Annotated in this window: 16 protein-coding genes; 8 read left to right on the plus strand and 8 right to left on the minus strand. The window is 45.4% G+C overall.

What is annotated here, in order from left to right; genetic code table 11:
- Positions 1 to 274: 274 nt before the first annotated feature.
- On the minus strand, positions 275 to 2,050 hold the full coding sequence (locus tag BM736_RS17205) for a PhnD/SsuA/transferrin family substrate-binding protein (RefSeq protein ID WP_372828705.1): 1,776 nt from the start codon (positions 2,048 to 2,050) through the stop codon (positions 275 to 277).
- A 240-nt stretch (positions 2,051 to 2,290) separates the two neighbouring features.
- Here BM736_RS17205 and BM736_RS17210 point away from each other — a divergent pair, with 240 nt between their 5' ends.
- Positions 2,291 to 2,890: a response regulator transcription factor gene (locus BM736_RS17210; protein WP_076414416.1), complete on the plus strand. Its 600-nt coding sequence runs from the start codon at positions 2,291 to 2,293 to the stop codon at positions 2,888 to 2,890.
- Between the two features lie 41 nt (positions 2,891 to 2,931).
- Here BM736_RS17210 and BM736_RS17215 read toward each other — a convergent pair whose 3' ends face one another.
- Both BM736_RS17215 and BM736_RS17220 read right to left on the minus strand, forming a co-directional pair.
- A complete protein-coding gene (locus BM736_RS17215) occupies positions 2,932 to 4,026 on the minus strand; it encodes an alkene reductase (protein ID WP_076414418.1) in 1,095 nt (364 codons plus the stop codon).
- Positions 4,023 to 4,424 (minus strand): hypothetical protein, encoded by a 402-nt coding sequence (locus tag BM736_RS17220; protein WP_076414420.1) that lies wholly within the window; start codon positions 4,422 to 4,424, stop codon positions 4,023 to 4,025. Before BM736_RS17220 ends, BM736_RS17215 begins: the two co-directional genes overlap by 4 nt.
- Positions 4,425 to 4,526: 102 nt before the next feature.
- On the opposite strand from BM736_RS17220, the gene BM736_RS17225 reads away from it, so the two are divergent.
- Positions 4,527 to 5,444: a LysR family transcriptional regulator gene (locus BM736_RS17225; protein ID WP_076414422.1), complete on the plus strand. Its 918-nt coding sequence runs from the start codon at positions 4,527 to 4,529 to the stop codon at positions 5,442 to 5,444.
- A gap of 176 nt (positions 5,445 to 5,620) precedes the next feature.
- The gene (locus BM736_RS17230; RefSeq protein WP_076414424.1) at positions 5,621 to 7,672 is read left to right on the plus strand and encodes a TonB-dependent receptor; all 2,052 of its coding nucleotides are present in this window, start codon (positions 5,621 to 5,623) and stop codon (positions 7,670 to 7,672) included.
- A 167-nt stretch (positions 7,673 to 7,839) separates the two neighbouring features.
- Here the strand turns inward: BM736_RS17230 and BM736_RS17235 are convergent, their stop codons facing one another.
- The 5 genes from BM736_RS17235 to BM736_RS17255 all read right to left on the minus strand — a co-directional run bounded on the left by BM736_RS17235 (position 7,840) and on the right by BM736_RS17255 (position 14,612).
- On the minus strand, positions 7,840 to 8,808 hold the full coding sequence (locus BM736_RS17235) for a sensor domain-containing diguanylate cyclase (protein ID WP_076414426.1): 969 nt from the start codon (positions 8,806 to 8,808) through the stop codon (positions 7,840 to 7,842).
- A gap of 79 nt (positions 8,809 to 8,887) precedes the next feature.
- Positions 8,888 to 9,436 (minus strand): response regulator transcription factor, encoded by a 549-nt coding sequence (locus tag BM736_RS17240; protein WP_076414428.1) that lies wholly within the window; start codon positions 9,434 to 9,436, stop codon positions 8,888 to 8,890.
- A 38-nt stretch (positions 9,437 to 9,474) separates the two neighbouring features.
- Entirely contained in the window at positions 9,475 to 10,725 is a 1,251-nt protein-coding gene (locus BM736_RS17245; protein WP_076414429.1) for a sensor histidine kinase KdpD, read from the minus strand.
- A gap of 2 nt (positions 10,726 to 10,727) precedes the next feature.
- Positions 10,728 to 11,648 carry an SDR family oxidoreductase gene (locus BM736_RS17250; protein ID WP_076414431.1) on the minus strand — a complete coding sequence of 307 codons (921 nt, stop codon included), beginning with the start codon at positions 11,646 to 11,648 and terminating at the stop codon, positions 10,728 to 10,730.
- Between the two features lie 102 nt (positions 11,649 to 11,750).
- Entirely contained in the window at positions 11,751 to 14,612 is a 2,862-nt protein-coding gene (locus BM736_RS17255; protein ID WP_256717946.1) for an alkaline phosphatase family protein, read from the minus strand.
- 228 nt (positions 14,613 to 14,840) lie between these two features.
- Between BM736_RS17255 and BM736_RS17260 the strand changes: the two genes are divergently transcribed.
- From BM736_RS17260 to BM736_RS17280, 5 genes are all read left to right on the plus strand, one after another.
- Positions 14,841 to 15,449: an HAD-IB family hydrolase gene (locus BM736_RS17260; protein ID WP_076414435.1), complete on the plus strand. Its 609-nt coding sequence runs from the start codon at positions 14,841 to 14,843 to the stop codon at positions 15,447 to 15,449.
- A gap of 171 nt (positions 15,450 to 15,620) precedes the next feature.
- A complete protein-coding gene (locus BM736_RS17265) occupies positions 15,621 to 17,498 on the plus strand; it encodes an alkaline phosphatase D family protein (protein ID WP_076414466.1) in 1,878 nt (625 codons plus the stop codon).
- Between the two features lie 1,285 nt (positions 17,499 to 18,783).
- Positions 18,784 to 19,515, plus strand: coding sequence for a hypothetical protein (locus tag BM736_RS17270; protein ID WP_083700275.1), 732 nt, complete (start codon positions 18,784 to 18,786; stop codon positions 19,513 to 19,515).
- A gap of 56 nt (positions 19,516 to 19,571) precedes the next feature.
- The gene (locus tag BM736_RS17275; protein ID WP_076414436.1) at positions 19,572 to 20,357 is read left to right on the plus strand and encodes a hypothetical protein; all 786 of its coding nucleotides are present in this window, start codon (positions 19,572 to 19,574) and stop codon (positions 20,355 to 20,357) included.
- Positions 20,358 to 20,472: 115 nt separating this feature from the next.
- Positions 20,473 to 21,066, plus strand: a complete 594-nt coding sequence (locus BM736_RS17280; RefSeq protein ID WP_076414438.1) for a hypothetical protein — start codon at positions 20,473 to 20,475, stop codon at positions 21,064 to 21,066.
- The last annotated feature ends 382 nt before the right edge of the window (positions 21,067 to 21,448 follow it).

Genomic DNA, 21,448 nt, shown 5'->3' on the forward strand with positions numbered 1-21,448 from the left:
ATGTGAGGGTATTGTGGTAAACCACATAGGCAAACTGAGTGTGATCTTACGCAGGGATATTTAAATAACTTGCTGAAAAATTGTGATGCAACTGAGGTGAAGTTCACCAAACGGCATAACCGCGCTCTCATCAAGGGAGAGGGAACTCGATGGCATAAGAGAGGCCCTGTTGTAGCGAACCCACCTACCGAAGTAGGTGGTTTAGTGCTGACTAAGGTGTAAGGAGAGATACCAAGATAGATACGAGCCTTTACCTAGCACTTATCTCGATTTTCTAAACAGGAATAGTGATACTCACCACGCAACCTCTAGACCAAGTGGTTAGCGGGCTGGTATTGCAATTTGAGATGCTAAGCTTACCATCATGTTGCGTCACAACATCACGGCAGATAGCTAAGCCAAGCCCTAAGCCTTGCTCTTTAGTGGTGTAGAAAGAGGCCATCAGCTCACTGGCATCCCCTTTAAGCCCTGGGCCATTATCGATAACCGAAAATGATAACTGGTTAGGGTTAAAGTTTAGTTGCACAGCGATCAACTTCTGTTCGCTATCAGGGGAGGTAGCCATATCACTCATGGCATCTAAACTGTTTTTTAACAGGTTCACCAATACCTGACTCATGCCCACTTCATCACCCATTATCTGATAGGGCTCACCACTTGTTTGCAGTGACAGGTGGATCCCTTGCTGGGTAAACTCACGCTTAAACAGCACCAAGGCATTGTTAACCACATGAGTCATATCTAGCGGCTCTTTGGCACTAGTGCGCCGCTTTAACAAGCCTCGAATACGGTGTACAACAGCTCCAGCACGTACAGACTGAGCGTTAACCTTGGCCAACAGTTCATACATCTCTGACTCGCCTTTACCTTGATGGTTTAGGCTCATCATGCCGCCTTCGCTGTATTGAGTAATGGCAGCTATGGGTTGATTTAGCTCATGGGCTAAACCTGAACCAATCTCCCCTAAAATGGCAGCACTTTGCATGCGCTCGACTTGCAGCGCCTTATCTTTTAACTGGCGCTCAGTTTCAAGCAGGTACTCACTTTTCTCCCTGAACTTATACTCAAGCCAAAGGTGATAGATGGTCGACACCAGAAACAGTAAAAGCAGTGCTATGCCCCACTCTTTGTTGCGCTCCATCCATTTGAGCATAGTGTGATGCAATGGCGGTGGCGGCATCTTGAGTTGTAGCTCTTTAAATAGTTTGATGACCTTTAGCTGACTGATAGGTGCTGTCCAGCCTAAGGTTTTCGCCGTTTTCGCGGCGATATGATCGGCTGGTAGATCATAGAGTGCTTGCGCAATTTGTTGCGTCATTGCAGGAGACACTGAGTCTGCAGCGGCAAAAGACCAATTGGGATACAGCTGGGTACTCACCAAGCAGTCATAACCTTTGGGCTGTGTCGGGTGTATCACCCTAAAGTCATCAGCACTCACTAAGCCATCGCTAATCATCTCCTCTAATGTACAAAAAGGGGTAATAGCCGCATCGACAGTGCCATCCCGCACTTGATAGACCAAAGGCTCGAGAGGAAAACCTAGAAAGCGAATCGAGTGGAAGAAGTTCTCTGGGGTATAGCCCATGCGATGGAACAGACCAATAGCCGCTTGATAGCCTCCCAATGCCTGAGGATCGCTAGCCACGAGTTGCTTACCTTCAAGATCTTGCAACGTGTAGAGCTCACTATCGGCTCTGACTATGATTGTGGAGCCGATAGCAAAGGTCGCCCCGTTATGCAGATCGCTCTTCATGGTTGCCAGCCAAGACAGCGGGAAATTAGTGCTCAGGTTTAGATATTGACCGGGGTTAGTCACAATAAATTGAATTTCATGATTAAGCAGCTGATGACTCATCTCATCAAAGTCGACTGGCACCACCTCAAACTGGGTTCCCGGCACATTCTGCTCTAGATATTCCATCATAGGTTGCCACCGCAGCTTGCCTTTTTGCACACCATGATTGGCTAACACACCCACTCGAAACGTCTGCACAGCTTCTACATGAGGAGTCGCTAACGGCTCATGTTGAGCAGAGGCAGGAGATAGCATAAAGGCAAGTAAAACAAGCAAAACACGGATCAGCAATTGCATCGATAAACCCAGCAAGAATAAGTAACTCAGTGACTGCCTAAGATTAAACTAATATAAGCGATATTGTTGTGAAACAAGACAGGTTCAAAAATAAAAGAGCGAGCAAATCCGTGATCTGCCTCTAAAGTGAAGCGAGTGAAATTGTGTCTGCCACAACATAAGATTACTCTAATGTGAGTGAACAACATTGAGAGTACTATGCCTGAGCAAGCTTCCCCAGTCCTGCCACTGTATCTTGTCGACGATGATGCGGCGATCCTCGACTCACTGAGCTTTATGCTTAAGCAGTTTAACTATCAGGTCAGCACATTTAGCAGCGGCACTCAATTTTTAGCTGAGATCTCACTCGAGCAGGCAGGCTGCGTGATCTTAGATAGCAGGATGCCAGAGATCACCGGACAAGAGGTGCAAAACCGCTTACTCAAAGCCGATAGCCCACTTGGTATTATCTTTCTCACAGGTCACGGAGATATGCCTATGGCTGTCGATGCGTTTCGTAAAGGCGCCTGTGACTTTTTCCAAAAACCAGTTTCAGGCACTGAGTTAGCCGATGCCATCGAGAAGGCATTAATCTATAGCCAGCGGACCTTTGAGGAGCAGTCTCTAAAACGTAAGCTTGGCACCCTCTCCCCAAGAGAACATCAAGTGCTGCACTTACTGACGGAAGGTAAAACCAACAAGCAGATCTCTGAAGCGCTATTTCTCTCTCTACGCACCATAGAGGTTCATCGCGCCAAAGTGATGAAGAAGCTTGAAGTGCACAACATTGCCGAGCTAGTTAGTGCAACTCGGCAATAATCACTGAAAAACCCGCCCTTCACTCCCTACATACTAGTAAGCTAGCTTTGGTATTCAGGGTAGTCGATATAGCCAGCTGCGCCGCCACCAAACAGTGGGCCCTTATCAAAATTCGCCAACGGCAGTTGGTTACTTAGACGGTAAGGTAAGTCAGGGTTAGCAATAAAGGCACGCCCAAACGCGACAAGGTCAGCATAACCCTGAGCTAAGATCGCATCGGCACGCTGAACATCATAACGCCCTGCTACGATAATAGTGCCACTAAACACCTCTCTGAGCTCAACGCGAAATGATTCTGGGATCTGCGGCGCATCGTCCCAATCCGCTTCAGAGAGATGCACATAACCGATATTCATCTCGCCTAATTGCTTGGCAGCTAACAATATCGTCTCAACAATTTCTGGGCAGGCCATATCTTTAAAGGTGACAAAAGGCGCTAACCTGACACCCACTTTTTCAGCGCCAATCTCAGCACTGACAGCTTTAACGATTTCGATTAAAAAACGAATACGCTTCTCGGGCGTGCCGCCATATTCATCAGCTCTATGGTTAGAGTTAGTCCGTAAAAACTGATCGATTAAGTAACCATTACCACCATGGATCTCCACCCCATCAAAGCCCGCATCGATGGCATTTTTTGCCCCTTGAGCAAAGTCATTGATCACACGGTCTATATCCTCTTGATTCATCGCTCTTGGCGTTGGGCAATCTATCATCCGCCCCTCGGGATAGCGCTCATCGACCACCCAGACTTGGGTATCCGTCGGCTTAATTGGCGACGGGGCCATAGGAGCTTGTCCCTGCTGAAACACCGGATGGGATACCCGTCCTACATGCCAAAGCTGATTAAAAATGGTGCCACCAGCTTGATGCACAGCCGATGTGACCTTTTTCCAGCCCGCTACCTGCTCAGGCGTATAGACTCCTGGGGTAAATGAATAACCTTGGCTATCATCTGAGATCTGCGTCGCCTCGGTGATGATTAACCCCGTTGAGGCCCGCTGTGCATAATACTCGGCCATCATCTCATTGGGCGTATTGCCTGGCTGAGTCGTTCTCGAACGGGTCATAGGTGCCATCACCATACGGTTACTCAATGACAGATGTGATTTTTTATATGGGGTAAAAAGACTCATAATAGCTCCTGGTGATGATTAAAAGTGTCGAATGCTTGTTGGCTGTTTTCATGCTGGGTTTGTAGCTCAAACACAAGCTCGCCGATCTTGACGAATACCTGCACTATCTTGCTATCGGGTACTTGGAAAATGTTGTACTTCAATCTGTGCTCTTGCAGCTTCGCGGTTAACTCAGTCAGGTTCATATTGATCTCAAACGCGATATGACCCAGTCGACAGGCCTGCTCCTCTGATTCGATAATGTGTATTAAGGCTTTATCGCCTTGGTATAACCATTGACCTTTAAAAGGAAAGTTAGGCCTGCTGCCTATCTCTAGCCCTAACACACCCACAAGCAATTTAGCGGCATCACTGTCCGTCGACGCTAATAGATTGAGATGATTAAAAGTGATCGCCATTGGGGTAATTCCTATCGTTCCAAAACATGAGCTCAGTCTACTCCCGTTAACAAATTTTGATAATTGAGCTATTATTGGAATCATTTTCAAAAAATATTTGATATGTATCACCTCAAAGATCTCCACCTCGCCATCAGGATCGCTGACCTTCAAAGTGTTTCGGCCGCCGGACGTGAGCTTGCTATGACACCAGCTGCCGCCAGCGCCGCGCTACAAAGGCTGGAGAAGCAGATTGACTGCCAACTATTTTCCCGCTCCACACGCAGCATGAAACTCACCCAGGAGGGGCAAGTCTTTATCGAGACAGGTCGAAAGGCGCTGCAACTCCTCGATGGTGCGAGTAATGCGCTGGCCGATAATCGTGGTGAGCTTAAAGGGGAGATACGTATTGCCTTACCCTCAGATTTAGGACGTAACCTCATTCGCGGCTGGTTAGATGAATTTGCCAGTCAGGCAAACGATTTAACCCTCAACCTTTTCTTCGGCGATCAAATATCCGATCTCATCAATCAGAACCTGCATCTGGCACTGAGATATGGGCAGTTAGAGGACTCAAACCTTAAGCGTCGCCAGCTGGCCATGACTCACAGAGTAGCCATCGCCTCTCCCGATTATCTCGCTCAAAATGGCACGCCTAAGCACCCGAATGAGCTCAGTCAGCATAAAATATTACTGCTTAATCGAGGCGGAGAGCCTTGGAATCGCTGGCGCTTTAGCCATAAAGGCGAGAGTTACGAAACACATGTTAAGGGCAATAAGATCAGCAATGATGGCGCCGTCATTCATGAATGGGCATTAGCCGGTCAAGGCATTGCCTATAAGAGTTGGTTGGATGTCGCAGCCGATGTGCACCAAGGCAAGTTGGTACTACTTTTTCCTGATCAACTGGCGGAGAAAATTCCGCTACAACTGGTCTATCTACAAACCGACTACCCGGCGCTAAAAACGAGGAAAACCATAGACTTTATTATTGAGCGCATTGAAGCATTTTCAACAGCCTTCCCCTTAATCACTAAGTAATCTGGCGTTCCCCCAGTAAAAACAGCCCGATATCCATCTCCCCTGCGACAGCTTGTCGCAGTTTGCACCTTAACCTTTGTCAGCCATTATCATGACTGACACAATCCGTTGCGAATCAAGGTGTTTACATAAAAGCACAAACTAACAATAGTCACATAACACGAAGATAAATACTTATGACGTTGCGCTTATCGGTTATCTCAGCCTCTGTTTTACTCGCCCTTACCACTCACTCTATCGCCTTCGCCGACGATTCCGCCTTTGAAGTGATTGAGGTTACTGGTCATCACGAAGGCAGCTATAGCTCAGTATCGACTGACTCATCGACACCTCAAGTCGATATCAGTGGCTTACTAGAGCAGCTGCCAGGCGCCGCTGTTAATGGTAATGGTCCATTAACAGGTATCGCCCAATACCGAGGTCTATATGGCGATAGAGTCAACACCCAAGTTAATGGTGTGACACTTGCCAGTGCTGGCCCTAACGCCATGGATACACCACTTAGCTATGCCAGCTTAGTGAATAGTGAGCGCCTAGAGATGACTCGTGGCATAGCACCAGTATCCGCAGGCACAGACACCATAGGTGGCAGTGTTAAAGTGATAGAGTCTCAAGCCAGTTTCGATGAGATTAGCGGAAAAGTGGCAGCGCAATATCAGGATAACGGCCAACGAAGTCATCTTGGTGCTAAAACCAATATCGCCAATCAGGACCACGCACTCCTTGTTTATGGCGACCTGCTCAAAGGCAGCGAAAACACCACTTCGGGTAGCGGCAACGAGATAGCCCCCACCACGTACGACAAAAATATCTTTGGCGGGCAATACCGCTTTAACTTAGGCGATTCAGGTAATGAATCAATCGCTATCGGCTACCAACACCTTGAAACAACAGAAGCTGGCACGCCAGCCCTACCTATGGATATCGACTTTATTCGTAGCGATAGAGTCAAACTTGAGGGTATTCATGCACTTTCAAGCTGGGAGCTAAACTGGCACCTCGCCTACAGCGATGCCAAGCATGGCATGGATAACTTTAGCCAACGTATGAAGATGCCTAGCATGAATGCAAGGTATAACAATGCCGATAGCGCTAGTTTCGACGGTGCTATCTCTGTCGGTAAAGATACTTGGTTATTTGGTATCGACAGCCAACTAAGCCAGCACAACTCTGTGATCTCCGATCCCACCATGGCGATGTTCAATGTCGACAACTTCAATGATGTTCAAGACGATACCTACAGTGCTTTTGCTCAATGGCAGCAAGATATAAACCAGTGGAACTGGCAGTTGGGGGCACGCGTTAAGCATTATATGACTGATGCGGGTGAGGTCTCTCACTCGATGGCAGAGATGATGCCCGCCATTAAGATGTTGATGACCCAGTTTAACAATGCTGACCGCACTCAGTCACAAACAGGTGTGGATCTGGTGCTTAACGGCCGCTATCAGGTGAACAGCGAGCTAAGTTGGATCTTCGGGCTTGCGCGCAAGCAGGCAAGTGCTAGCTACCAGCAGAGATACCTTTGGGTACCTATGCAGTCAACTGGAGGGCTTGCCGATGGTCGCACTTATGTCGGCCAGATGGATCTTGAACTCGAAACCGCTTATCAACTGGAGCTGGGCGCTGACTTTAGTAGTGACAAATTAACCATAAGCCCTCGGGTGTTTCTCCACCGTATCGATGATTATATTCAAGGAGTACCCGCCACTGATCCCGCCGTTAAAATGGCAGCTATGATGATGGGCGATGACAATCCGATGCAGTTTGCCAATGTCGATGCAGAGCTCTTTGGTATGGACCTAGCAGCCGCCTATCAGTTAAATGACAGCTGGAGCTTAGATATGAATGCCAGCTATGTCAGTGGTGAGCGTCGTGATATCGAAGACAACCTTTATCGCATCTCGCCACCTAAAGTTATTCTTGGCGTTAATTATAAAAGCAACAACTGGTTAGCTAGAGTTGAAGGCCTTGGTGTCAGTGCACAGGATAAGGTCTCTAAGACTCAGTTTGAGCAGAGAACGGCTGGCTATGGCTTGATGAATATCTCTGTTGCTTATGATGCTGATAGCTGGATGCTTAAGGCTGGGGTTAACAATCTGTTTGATACTGAATATGAAGATCACTTAGCGGGATATAACCGAGTAATGGGAGGAGATTTATCGCCAGGTGAACGCATGCCCGGTACTGGAATGAACGCTTGGTTATCTGGAGAGTACAGATTTTAATAACGCGCCGTTTAAGCCTTCCAGCTAGATTGATAGCCAAGGTAGAAGTATTTTAACTTTAGGGATCACCACTGCACTTCCCTCCCCGAGCCGACTCCGATTTTCAACTTCGAGTCCTCGGGGATTTTTTTATACTCGCTATATCAAAAGCACAGAGTTAAGAGAGCTCAACTTTTCTCCCGCTTACGGATCAACATCTCTTTATCGGCTCTGTCGAGAATAGAGAGAAAATCTTGCTGCAATTTAACTTTCACATGCCCTATTGAAACTGCATACTCAGGTAGAGCGGCGTCTCTGGAGGCGATCCCTTGAGTAATACGCTGTTCAATCTTGTTCAGATCATCTTCTTGCTCCATCACGACTAAAGCAACAAACTCATCGCCCCCCATACGGCCGATCACATCTGAATGCCTTACACACTCCTCTATGGTATTCGCTAAGTGTATCAAAACAGTATCACCGATATTATGCCCATAGAGATCATTGACTGACTTGAAGTCATCAACGTCAATATAAAGTAACCCCAATAGCCCGCCTGTACGCTTAGCTAACTTGACTCTTTGCTCTGCTAATACGGTAAAACCACGTCGGTTATTGATGCCACACAAAGGGTCAGTAATCGCCAACTTCTGCATCTGCTCATAAAGCCCCAACATAGCGAGGTCAGCTTCAAGAATATCCTTCAGGTGACGAATGAGCTCTAGATAATCCTCTTGATAGTCTGTCTGCTTATAATCCATCACACAAAAGGTGCCAAAGGCGGTACCATTAGGCCAAAAGACAGGAACTCCAAGGTAGGAGGTAAAGCCGTCATTGTGCACTTCAGGATTGCTATCCCAGCAAGGATCGATAGGGGCATTAGCCACATACAGCTCTTCACCCGTTTCAACGATCTTTCGGCAGAATATATTCACATCGGGCTCAATCACTACACCCGCGGGATAGGGGTTGGAATCTTGCTCACTGGCAATGGTGACCTGAAACCCATCAGGTGTATGTTGTACAAGAAATCCTGCAGGCGCATCGAAAAGTTTTGCCAATAAGTTTACTGTTTTCTGCCACTTATCAATAGAGATAAGGTCGTTGGGGTTGTCGAGTAAAAACTTATCGGTTTCAAATACAGAACTGTGAGTCATCTTATGTGGCCCTCTATCTTCAATATAAGCAAACTACAGTGAAATATCCCTTAATCATAGAAGAGAACGACTGATTTACTTATGTTGATTTGGCTGAAACAGGTTTCTTGAGCAATTTTCGCTGCAATGTCCGCCTATGCATGCCTAATTGTCTGGCAGTTGCCGATACATTGCCTTTGTTCGCATTAAGTACTTGCTGGATATGCTCCCACTCGAGTCGTTTAGGGTTTAACGGCTCCTCATCAACTTGCGCAACCACAGATTCTTCAGCTTGAGCATTCAACGCATTGAGCAATGTTTGTGTATCGACGGGTTTTGACAAATAGTTATCTGCGCCAAGACGTATTGCCTCAACGGCAGTCGCAATACTCGCATAGCCTGTGAGCAACACCATCAGTACCTTAGGCAGGTGCTGCCTTAAAGGTTCAATCAGTGCCAAACCATTATCTTCTGCAAGCTTCATATCGAGCAGGATATGACTTGGCTGAAACTGACGGGCCAGCAACAAACCTTGCGTCGCATCATGGGCAAGCTGACACTCAAACCCATGGCGCGTTAAGCGCCTTGCCAATATGCCAGCAAAGGCCAGATCATCCTCGATGATCAATAATCTATTGTTTTCTGTCACATGCTCTCCACAAGATTACTATTGAATACAGCACTTAACTAATGCTCTATAACTGGCAAGATAACTTCAGCAACAGCGCCACCTTCACTATGGCTTCCTAGCATTAAGGTACCACCTAACCGTTCAAAACTTGCATGACTTAGCATCAATGCCATCCCCATACCCGTTGGGCTGTCGACTAACTTATGCCCGAGTTGAGACAATAGGTGCTTAGGTATGCCGACGCCATAATCCCGTACTCTAATGCGCAGATTCAACTGCTCAGGCTCTAAATCAATCTCGACTCTGACACGCTTTTCGTCAGTTTTATCTTCACTGGCGCGGGCTGCATTTTCAATCAGCGAGAGCAGTGCTGGCAGCAGGCTGGTATCGGTCAGCACTGGGCTTTGTTTCACTTCAGAATCGACCACTAACTTTAGTTTAAGCTGTGGCATCAATAACGTCACTTGCTGCCTTAGCATAGCAATCAAGTTACTCGCCTCAACCTCAACCTGTTTTTGCTCACGGATAGACTCGGTAGCAAACCTAAGCTCTGTCAGCGTTTGTTCACAACGACAAAGCGCCACTTCCATCTCCTTAACGGAGGGCGAGTCAGGCTCGAGCTCTTCGGCGACTTCATCCACCAGCAGGCGCAAGCTCGATAGAGGGGTTGCGAGTTGATGAGCCATCTGCGCGGATGCCGTGCCTAATGCTAACAGCTTCTCCTGCCTAAGCTGAGCTTCTCTCATGTAGGCGAGCTCTGAGTCTTGCCGGCGCATACGCTTAGCGATAAAGGCCACACTGGTGGTTAATACCAGTGATGAGATAACAAAATTAAACCACATCCCTAAGTAGTGGGAGCTCATATCCATACCGTGATGTTGCATCTGATTATCAGGCACAGAGTAGAGCATCAAACTATAGGCTAATGTCGAAATCAGGGTCAGTGTCCAAGGTGCCCAGCGAGGGAGTGTTATCGCCGCAATCGCAATAGGCAGCAACAAGAGCGAGATAAAGGCGTTTGTCGCACCACCTGAGAAATAGAGCCAAGTGATCCAAAAAGCGGTATCTAGCAGTAACGCAATAAACAGCCCAGAGTCTTTCGCCATCAAGGGCTGACGGATCACAAAGGTCAGCGTCAGATAGGCCGCCTCTAGTAATAGCGCGTAATTGAGTACCGGGCTATGGATAGATAAACCGAAGGTCTCAGCGGCAAAGAAGGTCAAACCTAACTTAAGTACTAACCCAAATATTCTTAAAAAAGCCAACTGATCGGAGGCTTTTAAACTCGGCACTAATTTATGCGGCATAATTATTCTATTCTCAAACCAATTTTTGCAAGCGCGTTTGGAGACTCACGCAAAGCAGCCAAAGCCCCCTCACGGAATAATACCTCAGATTGAATGCCAAGCTTAGCGAGCCTGTCACAGATTAAGGTACAATCTTTAGGGCGTTTAGCACTGTCCATTGGCTCTGAGATAGGCTTTAGGTGCTGTGTGCTCAGCTCGAAAAGCTCGCCCAACCTGAGCAACATCTGATACTTGCTCATGGTCTCTGTGCCACTGAAATGATAGATCCCCGACAGCTCACTATTATTCAGTTTTAACGCCAGCATCTGCTCAATAGCCTGAGCAATATCCATGGTCGATGTGGGGCTTCGAACCGCCCAATGGTCAATCTCTTGAGTCTGCTTATCCATTAACTGATTAAGCAGAACTAAAATAGCGGACTCAGAGACCTGTTCAACACGGCCATAGAGAATAGGTAATCTAAGCACAGCAAACTCGTTAGATACCTCTAACAACGCCTGCTCACCTTGCCACTTTGACTCACCATAAAAGTTCACAGGGTTTGGTTTATCTGACTCGCTGTAGTTAGGTGCTGTACCATCAAAGACATAATCGGTGGAGATATAGATAACCCAAGTGCCATGCCTTTTGGCTGACTCGGCGAGCGCCTTGGTCGCACTGACATTGAGGGCTAATGCGGCGCTTGGATCTTGCTCCGAGACATCGGGACGGCGCTCGGCGGCGCAGTGCACGATCACATCGGGTTTATGCAGTGCAATAAATTGCGCTATCTCATCGACATGGGTCAAGTCTAACTTGTATATACCCGTTTGAGCACGACTAAAGCCTGTGGCAATCACTTGATGCTCAGTCTCCTTCTCAAGCTGAGCTTTCACAGCCCTGCCGAGTAATCCTGTCGCACCCGTTATCATTATTTTCGCCATTTTGCTCTCCAAGCTGCTATCACTATTTTGTACATGACTTTCTGTACATGACGGTCTATACGTGCCTGTCTGTACATATCTGTCTGCACATGCCTGCCAAACTCACTGAATATCGAGTTTATTTAATAAAGATGGGTAGCCCCAACCGTTCTCACCCGGTACCACTTGCTCACCCGTTAAAAACTCATACAGGGTTGGTGCTAACGAACCGTTCTCTTCAATCTTGAGCGTATTGGCATTAGGCCCTATTGGCGTGCCCCAAAAACCGATGAACGCATCTTTCTCAGAAAAACTCTCTCCGGCATGGCGACCCGGAACCTTAGTGTTAAAGCCGATCCCCGCTTTAGGGAACAGATTGATGGTTCCCGCACGCGGTTCATCATACAAGCTCGCTATCTGGCTCACCGAATCAGGGCGAGGAGTATAGCGCGTTAAGTCTCGCCACTGCGCCACATTGCACCAGGAGCTCACATCATCTACCTTCGCTTGAGTCATGCATAGATTTTGCAGCTCAGTAAAATGTGCTATCTCAGCTTGAGAGGGAGAGTGCCTGTATGGATTTAGGCTGGTGATATCCAGTAACTTGGGTACACCGCCCTTAGTGCTTGAGTAAAACAGTTTATCTCCTCTGCGCTCCACCAGCTCATCGAGTCGCACACCATCACGATGGCCAATTAATCGCACCTGACAGCCCTCAGCGTGGCAAGCCCTTTGCCTAATCACCATATAATCTAACGACTCTGACAGGCTATTGGCGGTTTCAGTAACAATATCGACTGTATCGGATTGCATTGGCGCATTGATAGGTGTCCAGTTAATCAGGTCACTGTAGATCGGTTGTTGATCCCAGCCTGATTTAGCATTGAAAAAGTCCATCATCATGTTGCCACCAGCCGTCGAGGCCACCACGACATCGACCCCTTTGTTACTGGCATAATTGAGAGCATTGGTCATTTTTGGCCCCTCCCCCTCATCGGAAGAGATCTTCTTCACTAAAAGCGGGTAGCCAAGCTGCTTCGACAAGTTATCAAACACTTGCCTCTCAGGGTTAAGTGCGTAAAAAACTGGAGACAGTCCATGATCGCCAGCCATTCCCCAGAGAGTTTGATCGTAGATCCCTGCATCTTTATAAACCTGCTCAGTCTTATCTAACCAAAAATCGAGTCGATTCAACTCACCGGTGGGCATAATAATCTCGTCACTGAAAGGCCCTGTGAAATGTGCAAAATGATCCGACCAAGGGTTATAGATCAAGGTATGATCTGGCATGCCTTGGCCATCAAGCTTCGCCAGTTCTGAGATGGCTTGCTCAATCTTCCATTTTTTGGTTAATTTAGTGAAAATATCGACGAACGAGATACCTTGATAACCGCGAATATCATCGATAAGTTCAGATCTATCCTTCCTCAACTTTACTTCAACCTTAGCCCGCTCCTGCAACTCCCTGGTACAGCGCTTCTCACCATAATCTCGCTGCGCTTCACCTAAGCCTAAGTTGACGAGACCGTCGTAGCTTGTGTGTGCATTCCAATCATACTGGCCATTACAGTTGAGTGTGATCAGGTAATCGAGGCGATCAAACATGGTTCTCACCCCATGGCTGTCCATTAACCTGTCGAGTTGCAATGCATCATTGCCAAAAAAGTAGTAAGCGCGATCTTCACTGCGATCGACAAAGTGGAAGTTAGGGATCCCCGTTCCCCCCTCACCAGAGACTTTAGCCCCTGTTTTGATAATTGGCAGATTACGTACACTGATTGTTGGTGTAGAGGAGATACCAACTTGCGCTATAGAATTAGGGTTATCACGATATAAACGTTTAAAGAATGGCAGGTAATTGGGATCGCGATATGTCTCCTTAGCAAGCTGAGTCATAAACTTAACCTGCTGTTGGTGCTCTGGCTCTACGGTCACTTCAACCTGAGGTTTAAAATCAGCAGCTCTACTGTGCATCTGATAGGCGCGATGGATAAAGGGGTTAGACTGATCCACTAAGCCTTCAATTAAACTCTGCTGCAAGCCATCGACAGTCACCTGAACCGAGTAACGGCGTTGCTGTTGTGACTCTAGAAAACCGATCAAGGCATCGCTGTCAGCATCGAACGTATCCTGCATCCAGGCATTTAACGCTTGCTCTCGCTCAGTCTTGAAGACAAATTGACGGTAAGCCTTAAGGACATTTAAACGCACAAAGTCTATCAAGGTAATGGTCAGAGCCTGCGCCTTATTATTGACCTTGCCTTTATGTTCAGGCTTATTGTCTTCGATAATCGCCAGAACCGATGCCTTCATCTCTCCAGCATCCATACTACTCGCCGCCTTGGCTGTGAGCTCGATAATAATGGGCTGTATTTTGTCCACTAACTGCAGATCGGCAGCGCTTTGAGTGAGATAGGTATAGTTAGCGGGTACGGTATCCATATCCTGCCACATACCTATATCGACCAGTGCATCGTAAATCGTCACCATAGAGGCGATAAACTGGCGATCTGCCTTTATCCCTTGACTATGTGCCCCCTGATGCTTGGCAGAACCTGTCTCTTGCTCTGAAGGCTTCTCTTGAGCCGATCCAAAGTGATAAAGGCTATGCTCAAACTGCTTGAGCTGCGCTTCATCATAGATAGTCGCCAGATAGTGCTTAAACTCATCTGCGTCACTGAGTCCCGTATACCTGTCATAAAAACTATAGAGGAAATGCCCGAGTGGAATGGCGTAGGTTGGATCGCTGAGCTGAGCAATGACTCTGGTTTTAGTCTTACTATCCAAAGGTAAGGTCAAGATGTAAGCGTCGAGCGACATACCGCCGATAGTAAAAAGAGTAATATCCCTTGTCAGCTTAGTTGAATAGGTTAATGAGGAAACAATCTGCTGCTTCATTATCTCACTGGCATTAAATACTCCACCAATCACCGGCGTATCGCCAATATCAGCCCAAGCAGATGAGGTGAATAAGGAAGCAGACACAAGCGCCCACTTACTTAATTTACACCAATAAGAACTCGCAAACATATCCATATATCGCTCATAATCACAACCGTCAAAGAGATGCCAATAATTACATACTTTGCTAGTAACTAACATCTTGATTGTTTTCTGTTCTGCACCATAAATGATGCACTTTTATCTTCATTCGCTCGCAACTGTAAATCACGCTAAAATAGCGCCTATCGAATAAGTTAAATTGGGGGGATAATGACAAACAGCAAACCTAGTTTGGCGCTATTCGATTTTGATGGCACCATCACCCACGCTGATATGTTCTCAAAGTTTATCCGCCACTCAGCCAAAAAAAGACGCTTTATTTTATGGGGCAGCTTTATTCTTCCCTTTTTTATCGCTTTTAAAGCGGGTCTGTTTCCTGCTCGAGTATTGCGTCCTATGGTGGCTTATATTGCGTTTAAAGGACGCAATGCCCAGCAACTTGAGTCCTTAGGGGCTTATTATGCGAAGCACATTATTCCGCTTCATATCAGAGAGGTTGCCCTAAACAAGATACGCTGGCATATCGAACGTGGCGATCAAGTCGTGCTAGTTTCGGCGTCTTTAGATATCTATTTGAAATTTTGGTGTGATGCTATGGCGATCACCCTGATCTGCAGTGAGATGGAGATTATCAACGGCAAGTACTCAGGCCGTTATCTCGCAGGTGATTGCAGCGGCGATAGAAAAGCCAGTAAAGTTAAAGCCCGCTATCCCTTGCAGGATTACCACAAGATCTATGCCTACGGTGATACCCATGAAGATCTGTCAATGCTGGCCCTTGCTGACGAAGCCTATATGAACTGGCAACCTTTACGCTAATTTCCTTTTAACTCTCTAGCTTTACACTCTCTACCTTTACAGAGGTTAGGCTCAAAGTTAAACACCTCGCCTTGCTCATCTTCATACTCTGTGACGATTAATATTTTGCAAATTCATTGCTTTTGTTTACTCTGTGAACTCACCCATTACGTCTGGAACTTACACTAAATGATGCCCGCTGCATTACCCCTTGTCCTTGCTGGCCCCACACTTCGTCATTGCGATCAGGATAACTTCACCTTATGGTTCGTCAGCTCAAAAGCAATGAATGAGTTGACCTTAACCTTAGGTGAACACACCTTAGTCCTTGAGCCCGAACAGTGCCATCAAGTCCAGCTTGGAACTCATGCTTGGCAATATCTAGTACAAGTTAATCAAGACGCCCTGCTTCAAGCAGATGCAGTTATCGGCTACGAACTGCAAGATAGTCAACATGGCGCATTATTTAGCAATATCGAACAGCTACACTATCCAGAACGAACAAGACCTGAGTTTATCATTAAGCCTAAGGTCGAAAATATACTGCACGGCTCATGCCGTAATCCTCACCATCACAGTGGTGATGCTTTAGTTGCAGCCGATACTCGACTAAGCCAAGACCTTAGCATTGAAGCCAGACCTTCTCTGCTAATGATGAGTGGCGATCAAGTCTATGTTGATGATATTGCTGGGCCGATGATCTTTGCTATTGGAGAGGTGATTAAGCTCTTGGGCTTGCCTCAAGAGACATTTACCGATGCCTCACTCGCTGGCAGTGAGGCAATTAGCTATCATCCTGCCGCGCTCTACCAAAGACATAAAAACCTGCTTCCCAATACTCAATACCCAGCCACTGGCGCATTCAGGCGATGGTATATCAATCACCCAATATTCACCTCTTCAATGGCAGAGAACCATATTGTCACTCTGGGTGAGATTATTGCACTGTACCTGCTAACTTGGTCACCTGAACTTTGGGATCAAGTTGAGATCCCTAAAGACGTTGCAGGCTTGTCGGCAGCAAATAAAACCCGCTGGGAAAATCAGTGGGTACATCTGCTGGAGTTTAAAACAGGTCTTACTCAGGTTCGGCGTTTAATGGCCCATCTACCCACTTATATGATCTTCGATGATCACGATGTGACTGATGACTGGAACCTCACGGCAAAGTGGGAGGAAGCAGCCTATGGCCACGCCTTCTCAAAACGGATCATCGGTAATGCACTGATAGGTTATGCACTATTTCAGGGGTTAGGCAACGCGCCTAAGAAGTTTCAAGCAGAGATAACGCCACTGATCGACAGCTACTTTTCACAACCCGATGATGAGAAGCAAAACCAACTCATCGATGAGCTACTTAGGTTTGAGCATTGGCACTATACGCTTAACACCTCACCCAAATTGGTGGTACTTGATACACGTACCAACCGCTGGCGTAGTGAATCCGATCTGGCTAAACCTTCAGGGTTAATGGATTGGGAAGCCTTAATGGAATTTCAACAAGAATTAGTGGGGCAAGAGAATGTCATTATTGTTTCTGCCGCGCCTATGTTTGGTGTAAAGCTGATAGAAACAGTGCAGCGAACGGCCACTATGTTTGGCGGTTCATTACTGGTTGATGCTGAAAACTGGATGGCCCACCCCGGTACTGCCAATACCTTGCTGAGTATTTTTCAGCACAGAAAGACGCCTGAGCAATTTGTGATCTTGTCGGGGGATGTGCATTATTCATTTGCTTATGACGTGCGTATTCGCTTTAGAAGGGGCGGGCCCAAGATCTATCAGATCACCTGCAGTGGCATAAAAAACCAGTTTCCCGAAAAGCTACTACCTATCTTTGATAAGCTTAATGGCTGGCTCTACGGTCACTTCTCGCCCCTTAACTTTTTCACTAAGCGTAAACGTATGTTTATTCGAGGCCGTCGCCCAAATGGTGAGCGTAGCAAACGCTTAATGAACCAAAGCGGAATAGGCCTTGTACACTTAGCCGAAAACGGAGCACCAACTAAGATCGCCGTACTGCACAGCGATATGAGCGAAACCCATTTCGACCCACCAAGAAAAAAGTAGCGAGTTTGACACTGCTTTCCCAAAAAATTAGCCAGCCTTGGAATGAAGGCTGGTTACATTTTTGTTGATATAACCGTCATTGCGGCAGCGCTTTTAAGCCGGAATCAGACCTCCATGGATGAAGGAAAATGTCGAATGATGTCAGGAATATTATCAACCTAACGCCTGGCCAGCGGGGCATGTGTACTCTTTTTTGAGAAGATTCAGCTACACGCCGCCTGTTGATTTCATAAGAGTCGTCCCTATAGCCTCTGCGGCAGCGTCCATGCTGCCGAAGCTCTCAGCCGTATCTACACAGAGTTATTTGTCTCTTCGATTGTAGCTTTTGGTAACTCAGGGCAGAGTTTGTGAGCCATTATTGCCCCATAGTGAGATAAAGCTGACTTCAACGTTTCGCAGTCAATTCGCTAGTGTCTTTGCAAACCGCCGTGGATACCTCCATGTAGGCTCTGCTTAATCATCCTTGATTTAGAAGCTTGCACGCCACTCAGCTCACAGGCTGCTAGCCAGTTCATCGAAGCGTCAAACTCATTTATGCACCAAAACGTGTTTACGTCAGCAATTCGTCCAATGCAGCACTAACCGCTTTGCAATATTTTTCTCATCAGTCAGAAAGATCAGTGTTTGTGTTTTTATACAGTATTATTGGCTTTGTGCGGATAATCATCAAATTATGCGCAATCAGTTCGCAGTTTGCTATTGAGCGAAAGGAAAAGTAGATGTAGATTCAGTAAGATAAAAGTGTGCGACCTTAAAAAGTTGAGATAGCAGGCAAACAAAATGTGCTTGCGCGTTTACACCAAGAGTGTATTGGATACAATTTGAGTTTTGTTTGGTTATTCAATTGTTTTAAATAGGCTTTTATCAATGAGTTGAGCGCACGATTTCCCAAGAGGGCTTGGCAAAACGCGCAAGCCGTATATAAAAATGTTCTTGACCTGCGGTAGACGATTTTTAGCAAAAAAGAAGTGATATTTAAGTCTAGCCGAGGGAATAGATAGAGCCAAACGCGATGGAAGAAACGCCTAATTTATGATAGCTTGAAGGCACTTGCTAAGGCTCGTAAAGCGCAGCTTTTAAAGAGATCTGCAATTGACTTCAAGTAAAGAAGCGATGCTTCCCTCACGCCGCAGGGAGCATCAATTAAGCCCGAAGGGCATGGAATATAAACTCACGGATTGAGTAGCTTCAACCTCCTCTCTCCGAATTAAAGAACAAGCTGTTACACGAGACCTACGGCTCGTGAACTAGGTCGTTAGGCTCCTTATCAAGGATAGAGGTTTCATTGATAGATTTTATAAAGAAGATGCTCAACAAGAGTGAACGAAAGCCATCTTTTTGCTCTTCGTTTGTTGAACTTCCAGGATATGGAAAACCTTCAGTTGAAGACTTAAAACTTGAGGTAGTGCTGTTCGAAAAAAGAGTCAAGGATTATGCTTCCCACCAAGGTATTTCATTGCAAAATAGCAACTCTGAGAATAAAAATGTGTATGGATTACTTAATGAGCTGAAAGACTTGAACCCTTATGCAGATATAGATACTGAAAACCAGAAATGGCACAATCATATTGAAGAGTTACATGAACTTAGGAAGTTTAGAAATAAAATAATTCATATTGATCATACTGATTTGCCGTGTGTGGAAGATCTATACTTGAGATACAAAAGTGCAAACCAACTTCTAATTCCATTCAGACTTAATGGCGGTTGTACTGTATCAAACTTCAAGCCAATCAAATGGATTGGAGAAACCTTAGAAATTTTAATAAATGGTAGCATATATCATCTTGACTATGCTGACATAGATAATTTATCCATACAGCTACACCCTGCAAGTAGAGGTGCTGTCTACTATAAGTCAGGGAAGCAAGTGGTTGTAAAGATAACTGATTATGACTATACCAATCTGACAGTTTTCATTGAGGATTGTCCTAGTTTCCAAATAACGGAAGATGAAGCAGCTATATTAGATGACCTTATTCTCTCGGCTAAAGGTGAAAAAGTGTATGGTGCCTGATAAGGCATTTAAAATGAAACAAAAATGCTGTGTCAGTAGAATAGGGTAAATGTAATATGAATGATGTCACTTTAGCTATTGCTAGAAATATGTTCCACCTACAAATCCATGAAGCTGACGGGCAAAGATTTGAAGATCTTTTCTCCAAAATTATGGGTTACAAACATCGTGGGTTCCAAGCTGTAAGACCATACGGCAATATAGGTGATAGGAAAAATGATGGATGGATTGAAAGTGAAAATACATACTTTCAAGTTTATGCACCTTGCGATGTAACAAAAAGTATTAATAGTGCCGTTACTAAACTTAAAAAAGACTTGGAAGGATTACTTAATCATTGGGATGCGTTGTGCCCAGTTAAAAAATTTTATTTCGTTTTAAATGATAAGTACAAAGGTGCTCCACCACAACTTCATCAAAAAATGACTGAATTAAAGTTAGAGTTTGGTTTGGATGATGCCAGCGTTCTCGTAGCTAAAGACCTAGAGTTTGATCTTTTTGATTTACGTAATGATATGATTTTATCAGTGGTAGGTCATTTGCCTCATATTAACAATGAAGAGTATATGTTTGTTTCTGGATTTACGTGCTTTATTACAGCATGGATAGATTTTGAAAAAGTGGCTCGAAAAAAAGTAGTTCAATTAGTATCTCAACGAGCGCCTTTAGGTGGTAAGTCTCTAATCCGAATACTTCAACAACATAGCTTAATTAACGAAGGTGATGTTGTTTTTTTGGGGAAAATGGCAGATCAGAGAAACCATCTGGTGCATGGCGTATCGTTAACTATTCCGAGAAAATCTGAAATAGATAATATGATACTTATCACTGAAAAATTGTAAATTAGCCTAACAAGTTACTCAAACGGACGCTAAACAGTTGGCTAGCTTCGTACCTCGCAATTTTAGCCAACTTTTTATCGCCGCTTAGTAAGGCGTTAGGCAGTAAGGATACATTGTGAGTTCTGAACCAGATTATGAAAACTACAATTTAGAAGAATTGGAAGATGTACTTGAGCATATTGACAGGGAAGCGTACCCAGAAAGAACTAAAAAAATCCAAGAAGAACTAAATAAAAGACTCACGAAAAAGTCAGACTCCAATACAAAACTATCGATAAACCCAAAATTAATTGGGGTAACAGGGGTTGTTTATTCGCCAACTCAGGCGGCTCTTGGATCATTTCTTGGGGGCCCTTTTGCTTCACTCTATTTTCTCAAAACTAACTTTGAAGTATTAAAAAGTGAAAAGAGCAAAAAAAACACTATAGCATTAGGCAGTATTATTATTTTTTGTTTGTTATTAATTTTACCATTTTTGCCAGATAATTTTCCTAATATGATAATCCCAATACTGACTGTAACTATTACTAAAGCATTAGTTGAGAAATTCCAGTTTACTAAAGAAGATATTGAAATATCTGAAGGACTAAAATACCAGTCAAACTGGGGGATTTTATGGACAAGCATTATTTGCTTAGTTTTGCTTCTAATTGCAGTAACTGTATTTATTTTAATCATTGAAGGCCTAGGCTTTTCAGTTACTGCCTAACAAGCATTTAAAGCGGGACTTCTAACAGTTTGCTCGGTTTCGCTACGCTACACAATTTTAGCAAACTATTATCAGCCCCTTAAATGGGCGTTGGTATGACTCCCCACGTCAAGCAGAACACCACTCTTTCGGCCTAAATATTTAAGCCTGCTTTTGCTCTTTTGACTCAATTGGGATTGAGCTAACACAGTCGATGAAGCAAGTAATTTCGTCGGTTGTCATGCTGATATCCGTGGATTACTTATCTTTCAATAAGCAGCGCCTACCTTACATTACCCGTCGTGACACCTGTCTTCAGTCTATGTTCGTGGTTCAACACGGAGTTAACCGTATTGCCATCCTAACGCCCTCGGTGATCGTGTCACATCCGATGCTTGACCCA

This window comes from Shewanella sp. UCD-KL12 (genome assembly GCF_001957125.1).
Lineage (GTDB): Bacteria > Pseudomonadota > Gammaproteobacteria > Enterobacterales > Shewanellaceae > Shewanella.

Coding starts and splice junctions, on each gene's coding strand:
- BM736_RS17250 (WP_076414431.1), bottom strand. CDS start 11,648: ATGGCGAAAATAATGATAACGGGTGCGACAGGATTACTCGGCAGGGCT.
- BM736_RS17210 (WP_076414416.1), top strand. CDS start 2,291: ATGCCTGAGCAAGCTTCCCCAGTCCTGCCACTGTATCTTGTCGACGAT.
- BM736_RS17215 (WP_076414418.1), bottom strand. CDS start 4,026: ATGAGTCTTTTTACCCCATATAAAAAATCACATCTGTCATTGAGTAAC.
- BM736_RS17205 (WP_372828705.1), bottom strand. CDS start 2,050: ATGCTATCTCCTGCCTCTGCTCAACATGAGCCGTTAGCGACTCCTCAT.
- BM736_RS17260 (WP_076414435.1), top strand. CDS start 14,841: ATGACAAACAGCAAACCTAGTTTGGCGCTATTCGATTTTGATGGCACC.
- BM736_RS17245 (WP_076414429.1), bottom strand. CDS start 10,725: ATGCCGCATAAATTAGTGCCGAGTTTAAAAGCCTCCGATCAGTTGGCT.
- BM736_RS17265 (WP_076414466.1), top strand. CDS start 15,621: ATGCCCGCTGCATTACCCCTTGTCCTTGCTGGCCCCACACTTCGTCAT.
- BM736_RS17225 (WP_076414422.1), top strand. CDS start 4,527: ATGTATCACCTCAAAGATCTCCACCTCGCCATCAGGATCGCTGACCTT.
- BM736_RS17220 (WP_076414420.1), bottom strand. CDS start 4,424: ATGGCGATCACTTTTAATCATCTCAATCTATTAGCGTCGACGGACAGT.
- BM736_RS17275 (WP_076414436.1), top strand. CDS start 19,572: ATGAATGATGTCACTTTAGCTATTGCTAGAAATATGTTCCACCTACAA.
- BM736_RS17230 (WP_076414424.1), top strand. CDS start 5,621: ATGACGTTGCGCTTATCGGTTATCTCAGCCTCTGTTTTACTCGCCCTT.
- BM736_RS17235 (WP_076414426.1), bottom strand. CDS start 8,808: ATGACTCACAGTTCTGTATTTGAAACCGATAAGTTTTTACTCGACAAC.